Genomic DNA, 16,272 nt, shown 5'->3' on the forward strand with positions numbered 1-16,272 from the left:
GGCTGGAGCGACGGTGAGTTACGCCGACTGGGGCGTCGGCGACGCCGGCAGGTCGAGGACGTACGAGTCGCCCTCCGGGCGGAAGCCGAGCCGGTGGTAGTAGGGGGCCACCATCCGGGGCGGGCTGACCACCCGGTGGAAGCCCCTTTCGGTGAACAGGTGGCTGCGCCGGTAGACGAACTCGCCCGGGGTGAAGTCACGGAACTTCGGGGTCACGTAGTCCAGGTCGATCTGGGCGACGCCGGGCGCCTCGGCGTGCGACAGGACCACGCCGACCACCTCGTCGGCCGTGACCACGAGGAACGCCGAGCGCCCCGAGGCGGCCGGGTCCCAGTGGAAGCCGGGGTTGAACCGGGCGATGTCGGCGGCGTGCACCCGCAGCGTGTGCGCGAGGAACTGGTCGCCGACACCGACCTCCACGACCTGGTAGGTCTTCTCGTCGTGCCGGGTGGCGAGCATCCCGCGCAGGTACCAGATGTTGATCACCGCGAGCACGACGTTGAGCCCGACGCCGGGCCAGACCTCGATGGCGGCGTTGTAGCCGATCAGCACGAAGCAGCCGACGAGGTTGAGCGCCCGCAACCGCAGGATGCGCGACTGCAGCAGCGACCAGACCAGCACCGCGGAGCCGGCCCAGCCGACGAGATCCAACCAGTTCACGCCGCGAGACTAGTGCCCGCCCAGGTCAGAGCCGTCGGCGGGCAGCTCCAGCAGCCACTCCTCGACGTCTTCGCCGCGGCCGTTGGCGTACCCCGAGTCTTCGCCGACCACAACGAACCCGCACTTGCGGAGCACCGCGAGGGAGGCGGCGTTGTCCTTGGCGGCGCGGGCGTGCACCGGCCGGGGCAGCTCGCGCAGCAGGGCGGCCAGGGCCGCCGTGGCGTGGCCTCGACCCCAGCGCGCCCTGTCGATCCAGTAGCTGACCTCGGTCTGCCCCTCGGCCGGCCAGGCGCTCACGTAGCCGACCACCTCGCCGTCGACCTCTGCGGTGCGGACCAGGTTCGCCGGGTTGGTGAGCACCCGGGCCCAGTGTGCGGCGAACTCCCGACGGTCGGACGGGTCCTTGGGGCCGAACGCGGCCATCCGGTTGGCCTCCGGGTCCTGCTGGTGCAGGAAGAACTCGACGAGGTCGTCCTCACGGACCGGGCGCAGCAGCACATCGGAGGTCATCGGCCGAGGGTACGCAACGGCTGTGACGCGAGGCCGCGGCGCGGAGTCAGCCGGCGACGGCTACGACCGCCAGCACGGCGGCGCCCAGGGAGCTCGCCACCGACAGCAGTCGACGCCACGGCACCCGCGCGTCGACCACCGGCAGGGCGTGCCACCGGGTCGCCGCCACTGCCACCCCTGCCGCCGACAGGCCGGCGCCGAGCGGCCACAGCCAGGCCGGCACCATCGACCAGTCCCCCATCCGGTGCCCCAACCCGAGATAGGCGAACGCCCAGACCGCCGCGGCCAGCAGCGTCACCTGGTCCAGGTGGCGACGGCGGGCGGTGCCGAGCAGGGAGAGGCCGCCGAGGAAGGTGAAGGCCACCGCGAGGCCGGCGCCGATCCACTGCAGCACCATCGACGTCGCCGAGTCGGCCTCCTTCGGCGGCACTCCGAGCAGCCGCAGCCCGATGGGCTCGACGCCCTTGTCGGTGTTGCCGAGCACCACCACCGCCCGGCCGGTCGCCCGTTCGAGGCCGACGTAGGACCGGAACCCGCCGGTAGCGCCGTTGTGCCAGACCACCTCGCGATCGCCGTGCCGGGTGGTGAACCAGCCGTACCCGATGCGGGTGTCGTCGTCCTCGCGGAAGCGGGCGGTGGCGGCGTCGGCACCTGGTGCGGTGCCGGCGAGGGTCGCGGCGAGCAGCCGGCCGAGGTCCTGCGCCGTGGACCAGGGGCCGGCGCCGGCCGGCGCGTAACCGGCTCCCGCCCACGGATCGAGCGGCCGGCCGCCGGCCCGGCTGCCCTGGGCGCGATCGGCCGGCAGGTCGTCGTCGCGGGTGGCGACGATGGTGGCCGTCATGCCGAGCGGCCGTAGCAGCCGGTCGTGCAGCAGCTCGGGGTACGCGACGCCGGCCTTCGCGGCGAGCGCGTGGCCGAGCACCGACGGCCCGAGGTTGGAGTAGTGGACCTCGCCGCGCTCGTCGTCGTCGGTGCTGACCCGGTCGGCGGCGCTGCGGATGGCGTCGACGCCCTGCCCGGCGTAGGGGTTTGCGCCGGAGACGTTGGACCAGAGGATGCGTGCCCACCCCAGCGGGGAGCCGGGGGCGAGCCGGGGCAGGCCGGCGCGGTGGCTGGCGAGTTCGGCGAGTGTGACGTCGCGGGCGGGGCCGGTGACCTCGGGCCAGGTGACGCCGAGCCGGTCGTCGGGGCCGACGACACCGGCGGCGACCTGGTCGGCGAGGAGCATGCCGGTGAGCGCCTTGGTGACCGAGCCGATCTCGAACGGGGTGCCCGGCTCCACGGGTCGACCGGCGAGGTCCCGGTCACCCAGCCCGGCGGTGCGGATCCGGCCGTGCTCGACCAGGGCGACGGCGAGCCCGCGGCGCCCCGACGGGTCGGGCGTGGCCGACAGTGCGGCAGCGGCCAGGTCGCGATCGCCGGTGGTCTGCGCGCCGAGTCGGGGCACCCGGGGCATCAACGCCACCCCGACCAGGCCGGCGATCAGCGCGACGACGAGGACGGTGACGGTCGTCCGGCGCATTGTGGTTCCTCCGTGGGGGTCGTCGGATGGGCGGCCGAGCCGCGTCTGGTCAGCGGCCGGCGGCGGTGAGGATGGCCAGCAGCGGCACCACGCGTTCGGCGGGGACCGCGTACCGGCCTCGGCCGGCGCTGCGCAGCCAACCGGCGGCGGTGATCTGGCGCAGGTGGTGATGCAGTTGGCCGGTGGTGCCCAACTCCTCGATCTCGGCCAGCTCGCTGGTGCTCTGCCGGCCGCCGAGGATCTCCCGCAGTAGTCGTAGCCGCACCGGGTGGGCCAACGCGGAGAGGATGCTGGGCAGCTCCTCCCAGTCGCCGGCGAGCAGGTCGTCGACGGTGCGGCCGTACTGCCAGTCGTAGTGCTGGCCGGCGACGCGGACGGTGCCGGTGTAGAGCACCGCGCCCGATCCCTCGGGTGGCAGGCGCTGCTTGAGGCCGTCGAGCGCCCAGAAGGTGCCCTCGGGCGCGGGTGGTGGCGGCGGTGCGGCGGTGAGCCGTTCGCTCAACGCGGCAACCTGTGCCTCCAGCGCGGCGAGCCGATCTTCCACGGTGTCCATACGTCGATATTACGAACATACGTAGTTACGTGCAAGTGCGAACCGACCCGCCGCCGGGACCGGCGCGTCCGGCCGTTGCGGCGCGCCGAGCGGTCGACAATGGCCTGACAAGACCCAGGGAGCGCCGATGAATCGACCTGTCGTGGTGGGCGTGGACGGATCGCCGTCCAGCCTCGTCGCCGCCGAACACGCGGCGCGGGCCGCCGTGCTGCGGTCCCGACCGCTGCTCCTGGTGCACGGCTACCTGCATCCGTCCGGCTACGGCGTGCCGCTCAACCCGTACGACGTCGGGGTGCCGGCGCCCTCCGAGGAGGCGCAGCAGATGTTGGAGCGCACGGCGGCCGAGCTGACCGGCCGGTGGCCCGGCCTCGCCGTCGAGGTGCGTCAGGTCCTCGGGGGCCCGGGGGCCACCATGATCGAGGAGTCCCGCCGGGCGGAGCTGGTCGTGGTGGGCAGTCGTGGCCTGGGCGGGTTCACCGGGCTGCTGCTCGGCTCGGTCGGCGCGCAGGTGGCCGCGCACGCGCACTGCCCGGTGCTGGTGGTCCGCCCGGACGAGCAGCCGATCCCGGTGGACGGCCCGGTGCTGGTCGGCGTGGACGGGTCCGAGTCGTCCCGGCTCGCCGTGGGCCTGGGCGCCGACGAGGCGGGGCTGCGGGACGTGCCGCTGGTGCTGGTGCACGTCGGTCCTCCGGACGGGGACCGGACGGTGCCGGAGGAGATCGAGGAGTCGCAGGCCGCGTACCAGGCCGAGGCGGTACGACTCCTGGCCGACGCCTCGGCCGTGGTGCGAGCGGAGCACCCCAACCTGGTGGTGCGCGAGCATCCGGTCCGGGCGGCCGGCGCGGCCCAGGGGCTCATCGAGGCCAGCGGCACGGCGTCGCTGCTGGTCGTGGGCACCCGGGGCCGGGCCGGGTTCGCCGGTCTGTTGCTCGGGTCGGTCAGTCAGGCGGCGATCCAGCACGCGCACTGCCCGGTGCTGGTCGCCCACCCGGTCAGGTGACCGGCGCGCCGCCGTCGCCTCGGCCGAGCATCTGCAGGAAGTCGGTGGTGAGGGCGAACGGGTCGGCCGGCCCGGTGGCCGGTGGCCGGCGCTCGATCTGGTCGGTCAGCTCCCCGGCGCCGCGCCGGATCCGAGCGCGCAACGCGCCATCGGCGGTGCCGTCGGACCAGTCCTCCGGGGCGGCGAAGACCGCGGTCGGGACGACCACCGACCGCAGGTAGGCGAACATCGGGCGGACGGCGTGCTCCAGGGCGAGGGAGTGCCGGGCGGTGCCGCCGGTCGCGCCGATCAGCACCGGCCGGTCGACCAGCGACTCGGAATCCAACACGTCGAAGAAGGACTTGAACAGCCCGTTGTACGAGGCGCTGAAGATCGGGGTGACGGCGATGAGCCCGTCCGCCCCGGTCACCGTGTCGATGACCTCGCGCAGCGCCGCCGGCGCGAACCCGGTGAGCATGTTGTTCACCACGTCGTGGGCGTACTCGCGCAGGTCGATGACGCGCAGCTCCACTTCGGAGCCGCGCCGGACCAACTCGTCGCGGGTGGCCGCGGCGAGCTGATCGGCGAGCAGCCGGGTCGACGAGGGCTGACTCAGCCCCGCCGAGACCACGGCCAGGGTGCGGTGGGTCATCGGGTCGCCCCCTCCGGTGCCTTGCCCGTGACGTCGTCGACGGCGTGCACTGTGCTGTCCTTGGCACCGCCCGCGGCGGCGACCAGCGAGGCGTGCGTCGGCGCCGCCGGCACGTGCGCCGGACGCAGCGCGGCGAACTCCTTGCGCAGCACCGGCACGACCTCCTCGCCGAGCAGGTCGAGCTGCTCCAGCACGGTCTTCAGCGGCAACCCGGCGTGGTCCATCAGGAACAACTGCCGCTGGTAGTCGCCGACGTACTCCCGGAAGCCGAGCGTGCGGTCGATGACCTGTTGCGGGCTGCCCACTGTCAGCGGGGTTTCCCGGGTGAACTCCTCCAGCGACGGCCCGTGCCCGTAGACCGGGGCGTTGTCGAAGTAGGGCCGGAACTCCCGGACCGCGTCCTGCGAGTTGCGGCGCATGAACACCTGGCCACCCAGGCCGACGATGGCCTGGTCGGCGGAGCCGTGGCCGTAGTGCGCGTACCGCTGGCGGTAGAGCGCGATCATCCGCTGGGTGTGCTCCTTGGGCCAGAAGATGTGGTTGGCGAAGAAGCCGTCGCCGTAGTACGCGGCCTGCTCGGCGATCTCCGGGCTGCGGATCGAGCCGTGCCAGACGAACGGGGGCACGCCGTCGAGCGGGCGCGGCGTCGAGGTGAACGACTGCAACGGGGTGCGGTACTTGCCCTTCCAGTCGACCACGTCCTCGCGCCACAGCCGGTGCAGCAGGTCGTAGTTCTCGATGGCCAGGGGGATGCCGGCGCGGATGTCCTTGCCGAACCACGGGTAGACCGGGCCGGTGTTGCCGCGGCCCATCATGAGGTCCACCCGGCCGTCGGAGAGGTGCTGGAGCATCGCGTAGTCCTCGGCGATCTTCACCGGGTCGTTGGTGGTGATCAGCGTGGTGGCGGTGGACAGCAGCAGCCGCTCGGTGCGGGCCGCGATGTAGCCGAGCATGGTGGTCGGTGACGACGGCACGAACGGCGGGTTGTGGTGCTCGCCGGTGGCGAAGACGTCCAGGCCGACCTCTTCGGCCTTGAGCGCGATGGCGACCATCGCCTTGATCCGCTCATGCTCGGTCGGCTCACGACCGGTGGTCGGATCGACAGTGACGTCACCGACGGTGAAGATTCCGAACTGCATGACCAGCTCCTCGCGTGTCAACCGGGTTGCCGTCGTGGTACCCCGGACGCAGCTCTCAACTTATTTGACGACGCAACTATTCCGTCGGCGGGACGCCCGGCAGTGGCGCCGGTCACCCCCGTAACCGGACGCCGGGTCGGGAACCCCCTCGCTGTCGGCCCGGTCAGCCGCCCGCCACCGACGGCAGCACCTGCACCTCGGCGCCGTCCCTGACCGGGGTGGCCAGGCCGCCGGAGTGCCGGCAGTCTTCCCCGTCGACGAAGACGTTGACGTAGCGTCGCAGCTCGCCGCGCTCGTCGCGGATGCGCCGGGCCAGCCGGGGATGCGCGACGGCCATCTCGTCGAGGACCGCCCGCAGCGTCCCGGCGACGGTGACGTTCAGGCGACTCGCGCCCCCGGCCTCGCCGCGCAGCGGGCCGGGCAGCAGCACGGTGACCACGCTCAGACCTCCGCGGCGCGAACGCAGAGCACGTCGGGCAGGTGCGCCGCGACGGTCGACCAGGAGTCGCCCTCGTCACGGCTGGCGAAGACCGAGCCGGAGCGGGTGCCGAAGTAGACCCCACCGGGGCTGGCGTCGTCGGCGCACATCGCGTCCCGCAGCACCGCCGGATAGAACGGGCCCTCGGGCAGCCCGACCGACAGCGGCTCCCACTTGCCGCCGGCGTCGGCGGAACGGAACACCCGACAACGGTGGTCGGTCGGGAACCGCTCGCCGTCGGCCACCAACGGGAAGGTCCACACCATGCCGCCACGCCCGGGGTGGGTCACCATCGGGAAGCCGAAGTCGCTGGGCAGCCCGTCGGCGATCGAGGACCAGGTGCGGCCGTCGTCATCGGAGCGGTAGACACCGTGGTGGTTCTGCGCGTACAACCGCTCGGGGTTGCCGGCGTCCCGGGCGACCTTGTGCACGCACTGGCCGAACTCCGGCCACTCGTCGGGCATGAAGTAGGCGCGGATGCCGGTGTTGCCCGGCGCCCAACTCGCCCCGGCGTCCTCCGAGCGGTAGACCCCGCCGGTGGACATGGCGACCAGCAGCCGAGCCGGGTCACGCGGGTGGGGCAGCACCGTGTGCACGGCCTGACCTCCGAAACCGGCCTCCCACTGCGGGCGGTGCGGATGGTCCCAGAGGGAACGGACCAGCTCGAAGCTACGGCCACCGTCGGTGGACTTGAACAACGCCGAGGGCTCGGTGCCGGCCCAGATGACGTCCGGCTCGTCGGGGCCGGCCGGCATCAACTGCCAGACCCGCCCGAGGGAGACGCCGGTGTCGGCCGGAAACGCGACCGGCGCCTCGTCGGGCTCGTCCCAGGAAGCGCCGAGGTCGTCGCTGGTCGCGACGCTGGGGCCGAAGTGTGAGCTGGTCATGCCGGCGAGCAGCCGCGGGGTGGAACGACGGGTGTCGACCGCCACCGCGTAGACACCGGTCATCGGGAAGTGCGGACCGGTGATCTCCCAACTGCGCCGGTCGTCGGTGCTGGTGGCGAGGAACAATCCCTTGGCTGTGCCGATCGCGAGCAGTGTTGCCATGACGTCCTCCGAACCGTCGGTGAGCAGGTCCGGTGATTATGGCCACACCCACCGACAGACTCCGCCGCCCACACGCCGGACGGCCCCCTCAGCGCCGGACGCGCGGCACGTGCCGGCGGTACGCGCTGACCGTGGGGTCACCGTCGAGCCAGAACCGCCAGGGCAGGTCGTGGGCGCCGGTCACGCCGACCCGGGGACCCGCCACCACCGTCTCCGGCGGCACCGGCCGGGCCGGGGGGCGCAGGCGGACCGGGCCGTCGCCGAGCAGGTAGGCCCCGTACGCCTCGCGGTCGATGCCGAGCGCGGAGCACAACCGGGCGGGCCCGCGGGCCAGGTCCACGTCCCGCCGGATGGCCGGCCGGCGCTCCCGTGCCGTGGCCAGCCCGTCGACCACCTCAGCGGCGCGCAGCAGCACGGCGGAGGCCTCCCCCTCGACCCCGGTGACCACGTTCATGCACCAGTGCATCCCGTAGGTGAAGTAGACGTAGGCGTACCCGGCGGGGCCGAACATCACGGCGTTGCGCGGGGTGCGACCCCGATGGGCGTGCGAGGCGGGATCGCCGCCACTTCCCGCGTACGCCTCGACCTCGGTGATCCGGGCGGTGACCCCGCCGACGTGCAGCCGGCAGCCCAGCAGTCCACGCGCCGCCGGCAGCAGTGGACCGGCGAGCAGGTCCGCCAGCGCCGCCAGGTCGGTGTCGGTGCTGCGGTCACCGGACGACAGGGCCATGTCCCCGACGGTACCCATCCCGCCACCGGCCGGGCGCGCGGACCACTGAGCGCCGGCCCGAACAAGACTCACGTCGCACATCAGACAACCGGCCGAACGGTGAAACCGGACCGTCGGCTCGGGAGTGTTCCCGGTGTCGTCGCAGGGAGCGACGACATCACGGGAGGAAGTCACCATGAACGTACGGAGCATCCGGCGACCACTGATCGCCATCGGCCTCGTCGCGGCAGCCGCGACAGTGGCCTTCACCCCGTCGGCCAGCGCGAGCGTCCCGCTGCGGGCTGCGGCGCAGGCCAACGACGCGGCGCGGGCCACGATCGCGATCGGTGGCACCGGCAAGATCGAGGCGAACGGCGCGGCGGCGATCGTGCCGGTCACCGTGACCTGCACGGAGGCCCTCACGTTCGACGTCACGGTGAAGGTCGCGCAGGCGGTCGGCCAGACCATGCGCGCGGGCACGACGGTGCGGAGGGTCACCTGCGCGGAGGGCACCCAGCAGGTGCGGATCGCGGTGGTCCCGGTCGAGCGTCCGTTCGCGGCGGGCGTGGCGTTCGGCGTGGTCAACGCGACGCTCCCCTGCACCCCGGACTGCACACCCATCTTCGGCGAGCGCGCGTTCAACCTGGCGCTCTGAGGTGCCGCCTGGCGGCGCGGCATGCCCGTGCCGCCAGGCTTCAACATTTCGTTGACAATCAGACGTTCATAAGGTGTGCTCGGGGTATGACGACCGAGGACATCTTCACCGCGCCGAACCCTGGCCGGGCCCGCGCCCACCGCACCCACGAGGCGTTACAGCGGATCAGCGAGCGGCACGCCGGCACCGACACGCGGCGCGGCCGGTGGGCCCACCCGTACGTGCTCGACCCCTGGGAGGCGGTGGCCCTGGTCACCGCGCTGGCCGCCGGTGGGGCCGAGCGCGAACCCGCGGAGGAGCCGATCGACGCCGCCGACCTGACCGCCGCGCTGACCCTGCTGCCCCACGTCCGCGCCGAGCTGGACGCCCTGGAGGCCGGCCTGCTGACGCTGGCCCGCGACCGGGGGCTGACCTGGCAGGCGATCGCGTACGGGCTGGGGTTGGGCAGCGCACAGGCGGCCCGGCAGCGCTACGAGCGGGTCGCCGCCCGCTCGGCCGAGCAGACCCCCTGATCCGGCGCAGCTTGGGCCGGGACCGGGCGGATCGGCACGCCGCGCGTGCGACGGCCGCGCGGCGGGCACACTGTGCGCACGACGAGGAGGCATCCATGGAGCGCGCGGAGATGCTGGCGTACTGCCTGGCCAAGCCGGGAGCGTGGCTGGACCAGCCGTGGGAGGGCGACGAGGTGGTGAAGGTGGGCGGCCGGATCTTCGCCTTCCTCGGCAGCGACAGCGGCAAGCCGACGGTCGGCATCAAGTGCGGGCCGACCCGCGAGGTGGCCGACGAGTGGCTGCACCGGCACCCCGACGACGCCAGCGTGATGGCCTACATCGGCCGGTCCGGGTGGAACACGCTGCGCCTGGACGGCGGGATCGACGACGAGGAGCTGACCGAGGCGGTCGACTCGTCGTACGACATGGTGGTGGCCAAGCTCCCCAAGCGGGAGCGCCCGACGGCCTGAACCGCCGCGGCGCCGGCGGCCAGCGCCGACGCCACGGCACAGCTCAGCGCGGAACGACGCGCTCGGAGGCCCACTCCCGCCAGCTGGCCAGCCGGTCCGCCGCGTCGGCGAGCTGGTCGGCGACCGGGCCGGGGCCGGTGGAACCGGGGGTGGTCCGGGCCGCGAGAGCCGAACGGACCGAGAGCACGTCGCGCACCGACGGGTCGAGGTGCCCGCTGATCGCGGCCAGGTCCTCGTCGGAGACGTCGTTCAGCTCGCACTCCCGAGCCGCGCAGAGCGCCACCAGCTGGCCGGTGATCTCGTGCGCGTCGCGGAACGGCACGTTGCGTCGGACCAGCCAGTCGGCGACCTCGGTGGCGAGGGAGAAGCCGACCGGGGCGGCGGCGACGAGGCGGTCCACCCGGACCGTCATCGTGGAGATCATTCCCGCCAGGGCCGGAAGCAGCAGCTCCAGGGTGTCGACAGCGTCGAAGGCCGGCTCCTTGTCCTCCTGCATGTCCCGGTCGTAGGTCATCGGCAGGCCCTTGAGCATGGTGAGCACCGTCATCAGGCCGCCGACCAGACGCCCGGACTTGCCCCGGGCCAGCTCGGCGATGTCCGCGTTCTTCTTCTGCGGCATGATCGACGAGCCGGTGGCGAAGGAGTCGTCCAGCTCCACCCAGCCGAACTCGTGCGAGGTCCAGAGCACCACCTCCTCGCCGAGGCGGGACAGGTGCACCCCGATCAGGGCGGTGCTGAAGAGGAACTCGGCCACGAAGTCCCGGTCGGCGACGGCGTCCATCGAGTTGGCGAACGACGTACGGAAGCCCAGCTCCTTCGCCACCGCCACCGGGTCCAGTGGGAGCCCGGAACCGGCCAGGGCGCCCGCGCCCAGCGGGCTGATCGCCGCCCGGTAGTCCCAGTCGCGCAGCCGCTCGAGGTCGCGCAGCAGCGGCTGCACGTGGGCGAGCAGCCAGTGCCCGAAGGTGACCGGTTGAGCGTGCTGGAGGTGGGTCATGCCCGGCGCGGCGGTGTCGATGTGCCGCTCGGCCTGCTCCACCAGCGCCTCCGCCAACTCGACCAGGCGGCTGGCCACGCCCCGGGCGTGGTCGCGCAGGTAGAGCCGCAGGTCGGTGGCTACCTGGTCGTTGCGGGACCGGCCGGCGCGCAGCTTGCCACCGAGGCTGCCGAGACGCTCCAGCAGGCCGCGCTCCAGCGCGGTGTGCACGTCCTCGTCGTCGATGGTGGGGCGGAACGTTCCGGAGGCGCAGGCGGCCTCCAGGTCGTCCAGCGCGGCCAGCATCCGGCCCAGCTCCTCCGGATCGAGCAGACCGGCGCCGGCCAGGACCCTGGCGTGCGCCCGGGAACCGGCGATGTCGTACGGGGCCAGGCGCCAGTCGAACTGCACGCTCACCGACAGTCGGGCGAGCGCCTCGGCGGGGCCGCCCGCGAACCGGCCACCCCAGAGGCTCGTCCGGTTCGTGGCGGCGCTGTTCTCGGTCAGGCTCTTGTCGTCCACGTCGCCCATCATTGCGTTGGTTGCCTCTCGCTCGCGACTGCGGGGCCCGCTCGCCGCGCTTGCTCGGTCTTCGCGCTCACACGTCTCACCGTCCGCCACCGCCCAAACGGGCGTCCCGAGCGGCGGCCATCCGACTCGGCAGCCCCCACAGCTGCACGAAGCCCTTGGCCAGGGACTGGTCGAAGGTGTCGCCGGTGTCGTAGGTGGCCATCCCGAAGTCGTAGAGGCTCGCCTCGGATCGCCGGCCGGTCACAGTTGCCCGGCCGCCGTGCAGGATCATCCGCACCTCGCCGCTCACGTGCCGCTGCGCGTCGTCGATGAACGCGTCCAGCGACGCCTTCAGCGGCGAGAACCACAGCCCGTCGTAGACGAGTTCGCCCCAGCGCTGGTCGACGCCCTTCTTGAACCGGGCCAGGTCCCGCTCGACGGTCACCGCCTCCAACTCCTGGTGGGCGGTGACCAGCGCGATCGCGCCGGGCGCCTCGTACACCTCTCGGCTCTTGATGCCGACCAGGCGGTCCTCGACCATGTCGAGCCGGCCCACGCCCTGAGCGCCGGCGCGCCGGTTGAGCTCCAGGATCGCCTGGTACGGGGTGACCGTCTCACCGTCGATCGCCACCGGCACGCCGCCGTCGAAGGTGATCACGACCTCGTCGGGGTCGCGTTCCTGGGTCGGGTCGGAGGTGTACGAGTAGAGGTCCTCGACGGGGGCGTTCCAGATGTCCTCCAGGAAGCCGGTCTCCACCGCGCGACCCCACAGGTTCTGGTCGATCGAGTACGGCGACTTGGCCGACACGTCGATCGGCAGCCCCTTCTCCTCGGCGAAGGCGATCGCCTTGTCCCGGGTCCAGGCGAAGTCCCGGGCCGGCGCGATGATCTTCAGGTCGGGGGCGAGCGCGTTCAGGCCCACCTCGAACCGGACCTGGTCGTTGCCCTTGCCGGTGCAGCCGTGCGACACGATAGTGCCGCCGTGCTTGCGCGCCGCCGCCACCAGGTGTTTGACGATCAGCGGCCGGGACAGCGCCGACACCAGGGGGTAGCGGTCCATGTAGAGCGCGTTGGCCCGGATCGCCGGCAGGCAGTAGTCGGCGGCGAACTCGTCGCGCGCGTCCACCACCTCGGACTCGGCGGCGCCGCAGTCCAGGGCACGCTGCCGGATGGCGTCGAGATCCTCACCGCCCTGCCCGACGTCGACAGCGACAGCGATCACCTCGGCGCCGGTCTGCTCGGACAGGTACGGAATGGCGACGGAGGTGTCCAACCCGCCGGAGTACGCGAGCACGACCCGCTCGGTCATGACGTGGTGTTCCCTTCAGCGGTGTCTTCCCGGCGGGCCCAGCCGGCGAGCTTGTCTCCGAGTGCGGCCCCGCCGACGGCCTCACGGGCCACGACGAGAATGGTGTCGTCGCCGGCGATGGTGCCGACGATCTCGGGCAGGCCCGCCCGGTCCAACGCGCTGGCCAGGTACTGGGCCGCGCCCGGCGGTGTCCGCAGCACGGCGATGTTGCCGCTGGAGTCGACCCCGTTGAGCAGTTCGCGCAGCAGCCGTACCAGCCGGGCCGGCGCGGCCTCGGCGTCGCGCAACGGCCGCTGCCCGTCCTCGGGGATCAGGTAGACGGCCGGACCGTCGCCGCCGCGCACCTTGACCGCGCCCAACTCCTCCAGGTCCCGCGAGAGGGTGGCCTGCGTGACGCCGACCCCGTCGGCGGCGAGCAGGTCGGCCAGCTCGGTCTGCGACCGGATCGACCGGTCACGGATCAGCTCCACGATCCGGGCGTGCCGGGCCGCGCGGGTCAGCGGCGCGGTCATCGCGGCCCCCCGATGGCGGCATCGCCGGTCACGGCGCCTCCCGTCGCGGTTCCCAGCAGGAACGTCAGCAGCGCCTTCTGCACGTGCAGCCGGTTCTCCGCCTGGTCGAAGACCGCGCTCTGCGGGCCGTCGAGCACCTCGTCGGTGATTTCCTCACCACGGTGTGCGGGCAGGCAGTGCAGCACTATCGCGTCCGGCGCGGCCTGACCGAGCAGCTCCTTGTTGACCTGGTACGGCAGGAACGGGGTGATCCGGTCCAACCCGTCGGACTCCTGGCCCATCGACGTCCAGGTGTCGGTCGCCAGCACGTCGGCGTCGCGTACCGCCTGGGCCGGGTCGGTCAGCACCCGCACCGACCCGCCGGTCCCCGCGGCGATCTGGGCGGCCCGTTCCACCACTGCCGCGTCCGGCGCGAACCCGGCCGGCCCGGCGATCCGCACGTGCATCCCGGCGGTCGCCCCGGCCAGCAGGTACGACTGCGCCATGTTGTTCGCGCCGTCCCCCACGTACGCCAGGGTGCGCCCGGCCGTGCCACCGCACCGCTCCCGGACGGTGAGCAGGTCGGCCAGCAGCTGGCACGGGTGGAACCCGTCGGTGAGCGCGTTGACCACCGGCACTGTCGCGCCCGCCGCGACCTCGGCGATCCGCTCGTCACCGTGGGTCCGCAGCACGATCGCCGCGACGTAGCGGGACAGCACCCGCCCCGCGTCGGCGAGCGACTCACCGCGACCGAAGTGGGTGACCTGCGTGTCCACCACCAGGGGGTGCCCGCCCAGCTCGGCGATGCCGGCGTCGAACGAGATCCTGGTCCGCAGGCTCTGCTTGTCGAAGAGCACCGCCACCGAGCGGGGGCCGACCAACGGCCGGTGGCCGAACCGGTCCGCCTTCATCCGCGCCGCCAGGTCGAGGACCGTGGACTGTTCGGCCGGCGAGAGGTCGTCGTCGCGCAGGAAGTGCCGGGTCATCGAGTCGTCCCCGTCGTGGTGGTCACTGTGGCTGAGGCGGTCTGCGCGCCGGCGGCGGCCGGGGCGGTCGCGTCCAGTGCGGCGGGCAGCGCCGCGAGGAAGGTGTCCGCCTGGGCGGCGGTGAGGTTCAGCGGTGGCGCCAACCGGATCACACCCGGCTGCACCGGGTTTACCAGGAAGCCGGCTTCCCGCAGGGCCTCGGCCAGCACCGACGACACCGGCGCGGTGAGCGCCACGCCGAGCAGCAGACCGGCGCCGCGTACCTCGCCGATCAGCGGGTGGCCCAGCGCCTCGATGCCGCGACGCAGCCGCTCACCGACCCGCTTGACGTTGTCGAGCAGGCCCTCGTTGGCGATGGTCGCCACCACGGCGAGCGCCGCCGCGCAACTGATCGGGTTGCCGCCGAACGTGGTGCCGTGCGAGCCGGGGGTGAGCAGGTCCGCGGCGGGGCCGAAGGCCAGCGTCGCGCCGATGGGCAGCCCGCCACCCAGCCCCTTGGCCAGGGTGACCACGTCCGGCTCCACGCCTTCGGCCTGGTGCGCGAACCAGTGCCCGGTGCGCCCGATGCCGGTCTGCACCTCGTCGAGGACCAGCAGCGCGCCGTGCCGGGCGGTGATCCGCCGGGCCGCGGCGAGGTAGCCGGCCGGCGGGACCTGCACACCGTTCTCACCCTGCACGGGTTCCAGGATCACCATGGCGGTGGCATCGGAGACGGCCGCGTCGAGGGCGGCGACGTCGCCGTAGTCGACGTGGGTCACCTCGCCGGGCAGCGGCCGGAACGGATCGGCCTTTGCCGGTTGGCCGGTCAGCGCGAGGGCGCCCATGGTGCGGCCGTGGAAGCCGCCCCTGGTGGCCACCACCTGGGTGCGACCGGTGCGCCGGGACAGCTTGAACGCCGCCTCGTTCGCCTCCGCGCCCGAGTTGGCGAAGAACACCCGGCCCGGTCGGCCGGCGAGCGCCAACAGCAGCTCGGCCAGGGCGACCGGCGGCTCGGCCACATAGAGGTTGGAGACGTGCCCAAGGGTCGCGACCTGCTTCGACACCGCCGCCACCACCGCCGGATGGGCGTGACCGAGGGCGTTGACAGCGATGCCACCCACCAGGTCCAGGTACTCCCGGCCGGCGTCGTCGACCACGACGGCACCGTGACCGGAGACCAACGCCATCGGCGGCGTGCCGTAATTGTCCATCATGGACTGCTTCCACCGCTGCGCCAACGTGCTCATGTCGCGTCCGTCCCGTCTCCCGGCACCACCATCGTGCCGAACCCTTCCGAAGTGAACACCTCAAGCAACGTGGAGTGCGCCACCCGACCGTCGACGACGTGCGCGGCGGGCACTCCCCCACGCACCGCCCGCAGGCAGGCCTCCATCTTCGGCACCATCCCCGACTCCAAGCTGGGCAGCAGCTTGGCCAGGTCGTCCGCGGCGATCTCGGAGACCAGGCTGGTGGTGTCCGGCCAGTCCGCGTACAGGCCGGCCACGTCGGTGAGCACGACCAGCTTGCGGGCCCGCAACGCGATGGCCAACGCGGCGGCGGCGGTGTCCGCGTTGAGGTTGTGCAACACACCCTCCACGTCCGGCGCCACAGTGGAGATCACCGGAATCCGACCGGCCTCGATCAGGTCGGTCACCGCTGACACGTCGACCGACTCGACGTCCCCGACCTGGCCCACGTCGACCGGCACCCCGTCCACGTACGCCGGACGCCGCACCGCCGTGAACAGCCGGGCGTCCTCGCCGGAGAGGCCGACGGCGTACGGACCGTGCGAGTTGATCAAACCCACCAGCTCCCGGCCCACCTGGCCGACCAGCACCATCCGGACCACGTCCATCGCCTCGGCGGTCGTCACCCGCAGACCACCCCGGAACTCGCTGGCGATGCCGAGGCGTCCCAGCATGGCGGAGATCTGCGGACCACCGCCGTGCACCACCACGGGCTTCAGGCCGGCATAACGCAGGAAGACCATGTCGGCCGCGAACGCCCGCTGCAACTCCGGGTCGGTCATCGCGTTACCGCCGTACTTGACCACGACCGTCGAGCCGGTGAAGCGTGCCAACCAGGGCAGCGCCTCGATCAACGTCTCCGCCTTGACCTGGGCGCGAGCCAAATCGCTGCTGAGACTCACCGCGC

Annotated in this window: 19 protein-coding genes; 4 read left to right on the plus strand and 15 right to left on the minus strand. The window is 72.8% G+C overall.

Annotated elements, in window-relative coordinates; translation table 11 throughout:
• Positions 1 to 18 precede the first annotated feature (18 nt).
• From OG598_RS14995 to OG598_RS15010, 4 genes are read right to left on the minus strand one after another with little or no spacing between them, the layout of a single operon-like run.
• Positions 19 to 660: a hypothetical protein gene (locus OG598_RS14995; RefSeq protein WP_328655014.1), complete on the minus strand. Its 642-nt coding sequence runs from the start codon at positions 658 to 660 to the stop codon at positions 19 to 21.
• Positions 661 to 669: 9 nt separating this feature from the next.
• Positions 670 to 1,170 carry a GNAT family N-acetyltransferase gene (locus tag OG598_RS15000; protein WP_328655015.1) on the minus strand — a complete coding sequence of 167 codons (501 nt, stop codon included), beginning with the start codon at positions 1,168 to 1,170 and terminating at the stop codon, positions 670 to 672.
• A gap of 46 nt (positions 1,171 to 1,216) precedes the next feature.
• Entirely contained in the window at positions 1,217 to 2,692 is a 1,476-nt protein-coding gene (locus tag OG598_RS15005) for a serine hydrolase domain-containing protein (protein WP_328655016.1), read from the minus strand.
• A gap of 49 nt (positions 2,693 to 2,741) precedes the next feature.
• Positions 2,742 to 3,245 carry an ArsR/SmtB family transcription factor gene (locus tag OG598_RS15010; protein WP_328655017.1) on the minus strand — a complete coding sequence of 168 codons (504 nt, stop codon included), beginning with the start codon at positions 3,243 to 3,245 and terminating at the stop codon, positions 2,742 to 2,744.
• Between the two features lie 127 nt (positions 3,246 to 3,372).
• On the opposite strand from OG598_RS15010, the gene OG598_RS15015 reads away from it, so the two are divergent.
• On the plus strand, positions 3,373 to 4,245 hold the full coding sequence (locus OG598_RS15015; RefSeq protein ID WP_328655018.1) for a universal stress protein: 873 nt from the start codon (positions 3,373 to 3,375) through the stop codon (positions 4,243 to 4,245).
• Here OG598_RS15015 and OG598_RS15020 read toward each other — a convergent pair.
• The 5 genes from OG598_RS15020 to OG598_RS15040 form a co-directional block, all read right to left on the minus strand.
• Complete coding sequence (locus OG598_RS15020) at positions 4,238 to 4,876, minus strand: FMN reductase (RefSeq protein ID WP_328655019.1); 639 nt, start codon at positions 4,874 to 4,876, stop codon at positions 4,238 to 4,240. The genes OG598_RS15015 and OG598_RS15020 overlap by 8 nt on opposite strands.
• Positions 4,873 to 6,015 carry an LLM class flavin-dependent oxidoreductase gene (locus tag OG598_RS15025; protein WP_091402257.1) on the minus strand — a complete coding sequence of 381 codons (1,143 nt, stop codon included), beginning with the start codon at positions 6,013 to 6,015 and terminating at the stop codon, positions 4,873 to 4,875. The genes OG598_RS15020 and OG598_RS15025 overlap by 4 nt, the downstream gene beginning before the upstream one ends.
• Positions 6,016 to 6,178: 163 nt before the next feature.
• Positions 6,179 to 6,454, minus strand: a complete 276-nt coding sequence (locus OG598_RS15030; protein WP_328655020.1) for a ubiquitin-like small modifier protein 1 — start codon at positions 6,452 to 6,454, stop codon at positions 6,179 to 6,181.
• Positions 6,455 to 6,456: 2 nt separating this feature from the next.
• Positions 6,457 to 7,542, minus strand: coding sequence for a WD40/YVTN/BNR-like repeat-containing protein (locus OG598_RS15035; RefSeq protein ID WP_328655021.1), 1,086 nt, complete (start codon positions 7,540 to 7,542; stop codon positions 6,457 to 6,459).
• A gap of 88 nt (positions 7,543 to 7,630) precedes the next feature.
• Positions 7,631 to 8,272, minus strand: a complete 642-nt coding sequence (locus OG598_RS15040; protein WP_328655022.1) for a DNA-3-methyladenine glycosylase — start codon at positions 8,270 to 8,272, stop codon at positions 7,631 to 7,633.
• 175 nt (positions 8,273 to 8,447) lie between these two features.
• Between OG598_RS15040 and OG598_RS15045 the strand changes: the two genes are divergently transcribed.
• The 3 genes from OG598_RS15045 to OG598_RS15055 all read left to right on the plus strand — a co-directional run bounded on the left by OG598_RS15045 (position 8,448) and on the right by OG598_RS15055 (position 9,867).
• Positions 8,448 to 8,906 carry a hypothetical protein gene (locus OG598_RS15045; protein ID WP_328655023.1) on the plus strand — a complete coding sequence of 153 codons (459 nt, stop codon included), beginning with the start codon at positions 8,448 to 8,450 and terminating at the stop codon, positions 8,904 to 8,906.
• Positions 8,907 to 8,992: 86 nt separating this feature from the next.
• Positions 8,993 to 9,418 carry a DNA-binding protein gene (locus tag OG598_RS15050; RefSeq protein ID WP_328655024.1) on the plus strand — a complete coding sequence of 142 codons (426 nt, stop codon included), beginning with the start codon at positions 8,993 to 8,995 and terminating at the stop codon, positions 9,416 to 9,418.
• Between the two features lie 95 nt (positions 9,419 to 9,513).
• Positions 9,514 to 9,867: an MmcQ/YjbR family DNA-binding protein gene (locus tag OG598_RS15055; RefSeq protein WP_124818781.1), complete on the plus strand. Its 354-nt coding sequence runs from the start codon at positions 9,514 to 9,516 to the stop codon at positions 9,865 to 9,867.
• A 43-nt stretch (positions 9,868 to 9,910) separates the two neighbouring features.
• Here the strand turns inward: OG598_RS15055 and argH are convergent, their stop codons facing one another.
• The 6 genes from argH to argB form a co-directional block, all read right to left on the minus strand.
• On the minus strand, positions 9,911 to 11,374 hold the full coding sequence (gene argH / locus OG598_RS15060) for an argininosuccinate lyase (RefSeq protein ID WP_328655025.1): 1,464 nt from the start codon (positions 11,372 to 11,374) through the stop codon (positions 9,911 to 9,913).
• A 76-nt stretch (positions 11,375 to 11,450) separates the two neighbouring features.
• On the minus strand, positions 11,451 to 12,662 hold the full coding sequence (locus tag OG598_RS15065; protein ID WP_328655026.1) for an argininosuccinate synthase: 1,212 nt from the start codon (positions 12,660 to 12,662) through the stop codon (positions 11,451 to 11,453).
• Positions 12,659 to 13,174, minus strand: coding sequence for an arginine repressor (locus OG598_RS15070; RefSeq protein WP_091402010.1), 516 nt, complete (start codon positions 13,172 to 13,174; stop codon positions 12,659 to 12,661). The genes OG598_RS15065 and OG598_RS15070 overlap by 4 nt, the downstream gene beginning before the upstream one ends.
• Positions 13,171 to 14,139, minus strand: a complete 969-nt coding sequence (gene argF / locus OG598_RS15075; RefSeq protein ID WP_328655027.1) for an ornithine carbamoyltransferase — start codon at positions 14,137 to 14,139, stop codon at positions 13,171 to 13,173. Before argF ends, OG598_RS15070 begins: the two co-directional genes overlap by 4 nt.
• Positions 14,136 to 15,365 (minus strand): acetylornithine transaminase, encoded by a 1,230-nt coding sequence (locus OG598_RS15080; RefSeq protein WP_328655028.1) that lies wholly within the window; start codon positions 15,363 to 15,365, stop codon positions 14,136 to 14,138. The genes argF and OG598_RS15080 overlap by 4 nt, the downstream gene beginning before the upstream one ends.
• Positions 15,362 to 16,267: an acetylglutamate kinase gene (argB, locus tag OG598_RS15085; RefSeq protein ID WP_091402003.1), complete on the minus strand. Its 906-nt coding sequence runs from the start codon at positions 16,265 to 16,267 to the stop codon at positions 15,362 to 15,364. Before argB ends, OG598_RS15080 begins: the two co-directional genes overlap by 4 nt.
• Positions 16,268 to 16,272: the final 5 nt, after the last annotated feature.

This window comes from Micromonospora sp. NBC_00330 (genome assembly GCF_036136635.1).
In the GTDB taxonomy this organism is placed as follows: domain Bacteria; phylum Actinomycetota; class Actinomycetes; order Mycobacteriales; family Micromonosporaceae; genus Micromonospora; species Micromonospora salmantinae.

Coding starts and splice junctions, on each gene's coding strand:
- OG598_RS15000 (WP_328655015.1), bottom strand. CDS start 1,170: ATGACCTCCGATGTGCTGCTGCGCCCGGTCCGTGAGGACGACCTCGTC.
- OG598_RS15005 (WP_328655016.1), bottom strand. CDS start 2,692: ATGCGCCGGACGACCGTCACCGTCCTCGTCGTCGCGCTGATCGCCGGC.
- OG598_RS15010 (WP_328655017.1), bottom strand. CDS start 3,245: ATGGACACCGTGGAAGATCGGCTCGCCGCGCTGGAGGCACAGGTTGCC.
- OG598_RS15015 (WP_328655018.1), top strand. CDS start 3,373: ATGAATCGACCTGTCGTGGTGGGCGTGGACGGATCGCCGTCCAGCCTC.
- OG598_RS15020 (WP_328655019.1), bottom strand. CDS start 4,876: ATGACCCACCGCACCCTGGCCGTGGTCTCGGCGGGGCTGAGTCAGCCC.
- OG598_RS15025 (WP_091402257.1), bottom strand. CDS start 6,015: ATGCAGTTCGGAATCTTCACCGTCGGTGACGTCACTGTCGATCCGACC.
- OG598_RS15035 (WP_328655021.1), bottom strand. CDS start 7,542: ATGGCAACACTGCTCGCGATCGGCACAGCCAAGGGATTGTTCCTCGCC.
- OG598_RS15040 (WP_328655022.1), bottom strand. CDS start 8,272: ATGGCCCTGTCGTCCGGTGACCGCAGCACCGACACCGACCTGGCGGCG.
- OG598_RS15045 (WP_328655023.1), top strand. CDS start 8,448: ATGAACGTACGGAGCATCCGGCGACCACTGATCGCCATCGGCCTCGTC.
- OG598_RS15050 (WP_328655024.1), top strand. CDS start 8,993: ATGACGACCGAGGACATCTTCACCGCGCCGAACCCTGGCCGGGCCCGC.
- OG598_RS15055 (WP_124818781.1), top strand. CDS start 9,514: ATGGAGCGCGCGGAGATGCTGGCGTACTGCCTGGCCAAGCCGGGAGCG.
- argH (WP_328655025.1), bottom strand. CDS start 11,374: ATGGGCGACGTGGACGACAAGAGCCTGACCGAGAACAGCGCCGCCACG.
- OG598_RS15065 (WP_328655026.1), bottom strand. CDS start 12,662: ATGACCGAGCGGGTCGTGCTCGCGTACTCCGGCGGGTTGGACACCTCC.
- OG598_RS15070 (WP_091402010.1), bottom strand. CDS start 13,174: ATGACCGCGCCGCTGACCCGCGCGGCCCGGCACGCCCGGATCGTGGAG.
- argF (WP_328655027.1), bottom strand. CDS start 14,139: ATGACCCGGCACTTCCTGCGCGACGACGACCTCTCGCCGGCCGAACAG.
- OG598_RS15080 (WP_328655028.1), bottom strand. CDS start 15,365: ATGAGCACGTTGGCGCAGCGGTGGAAGCAGTCCATGATGGACAATTAC.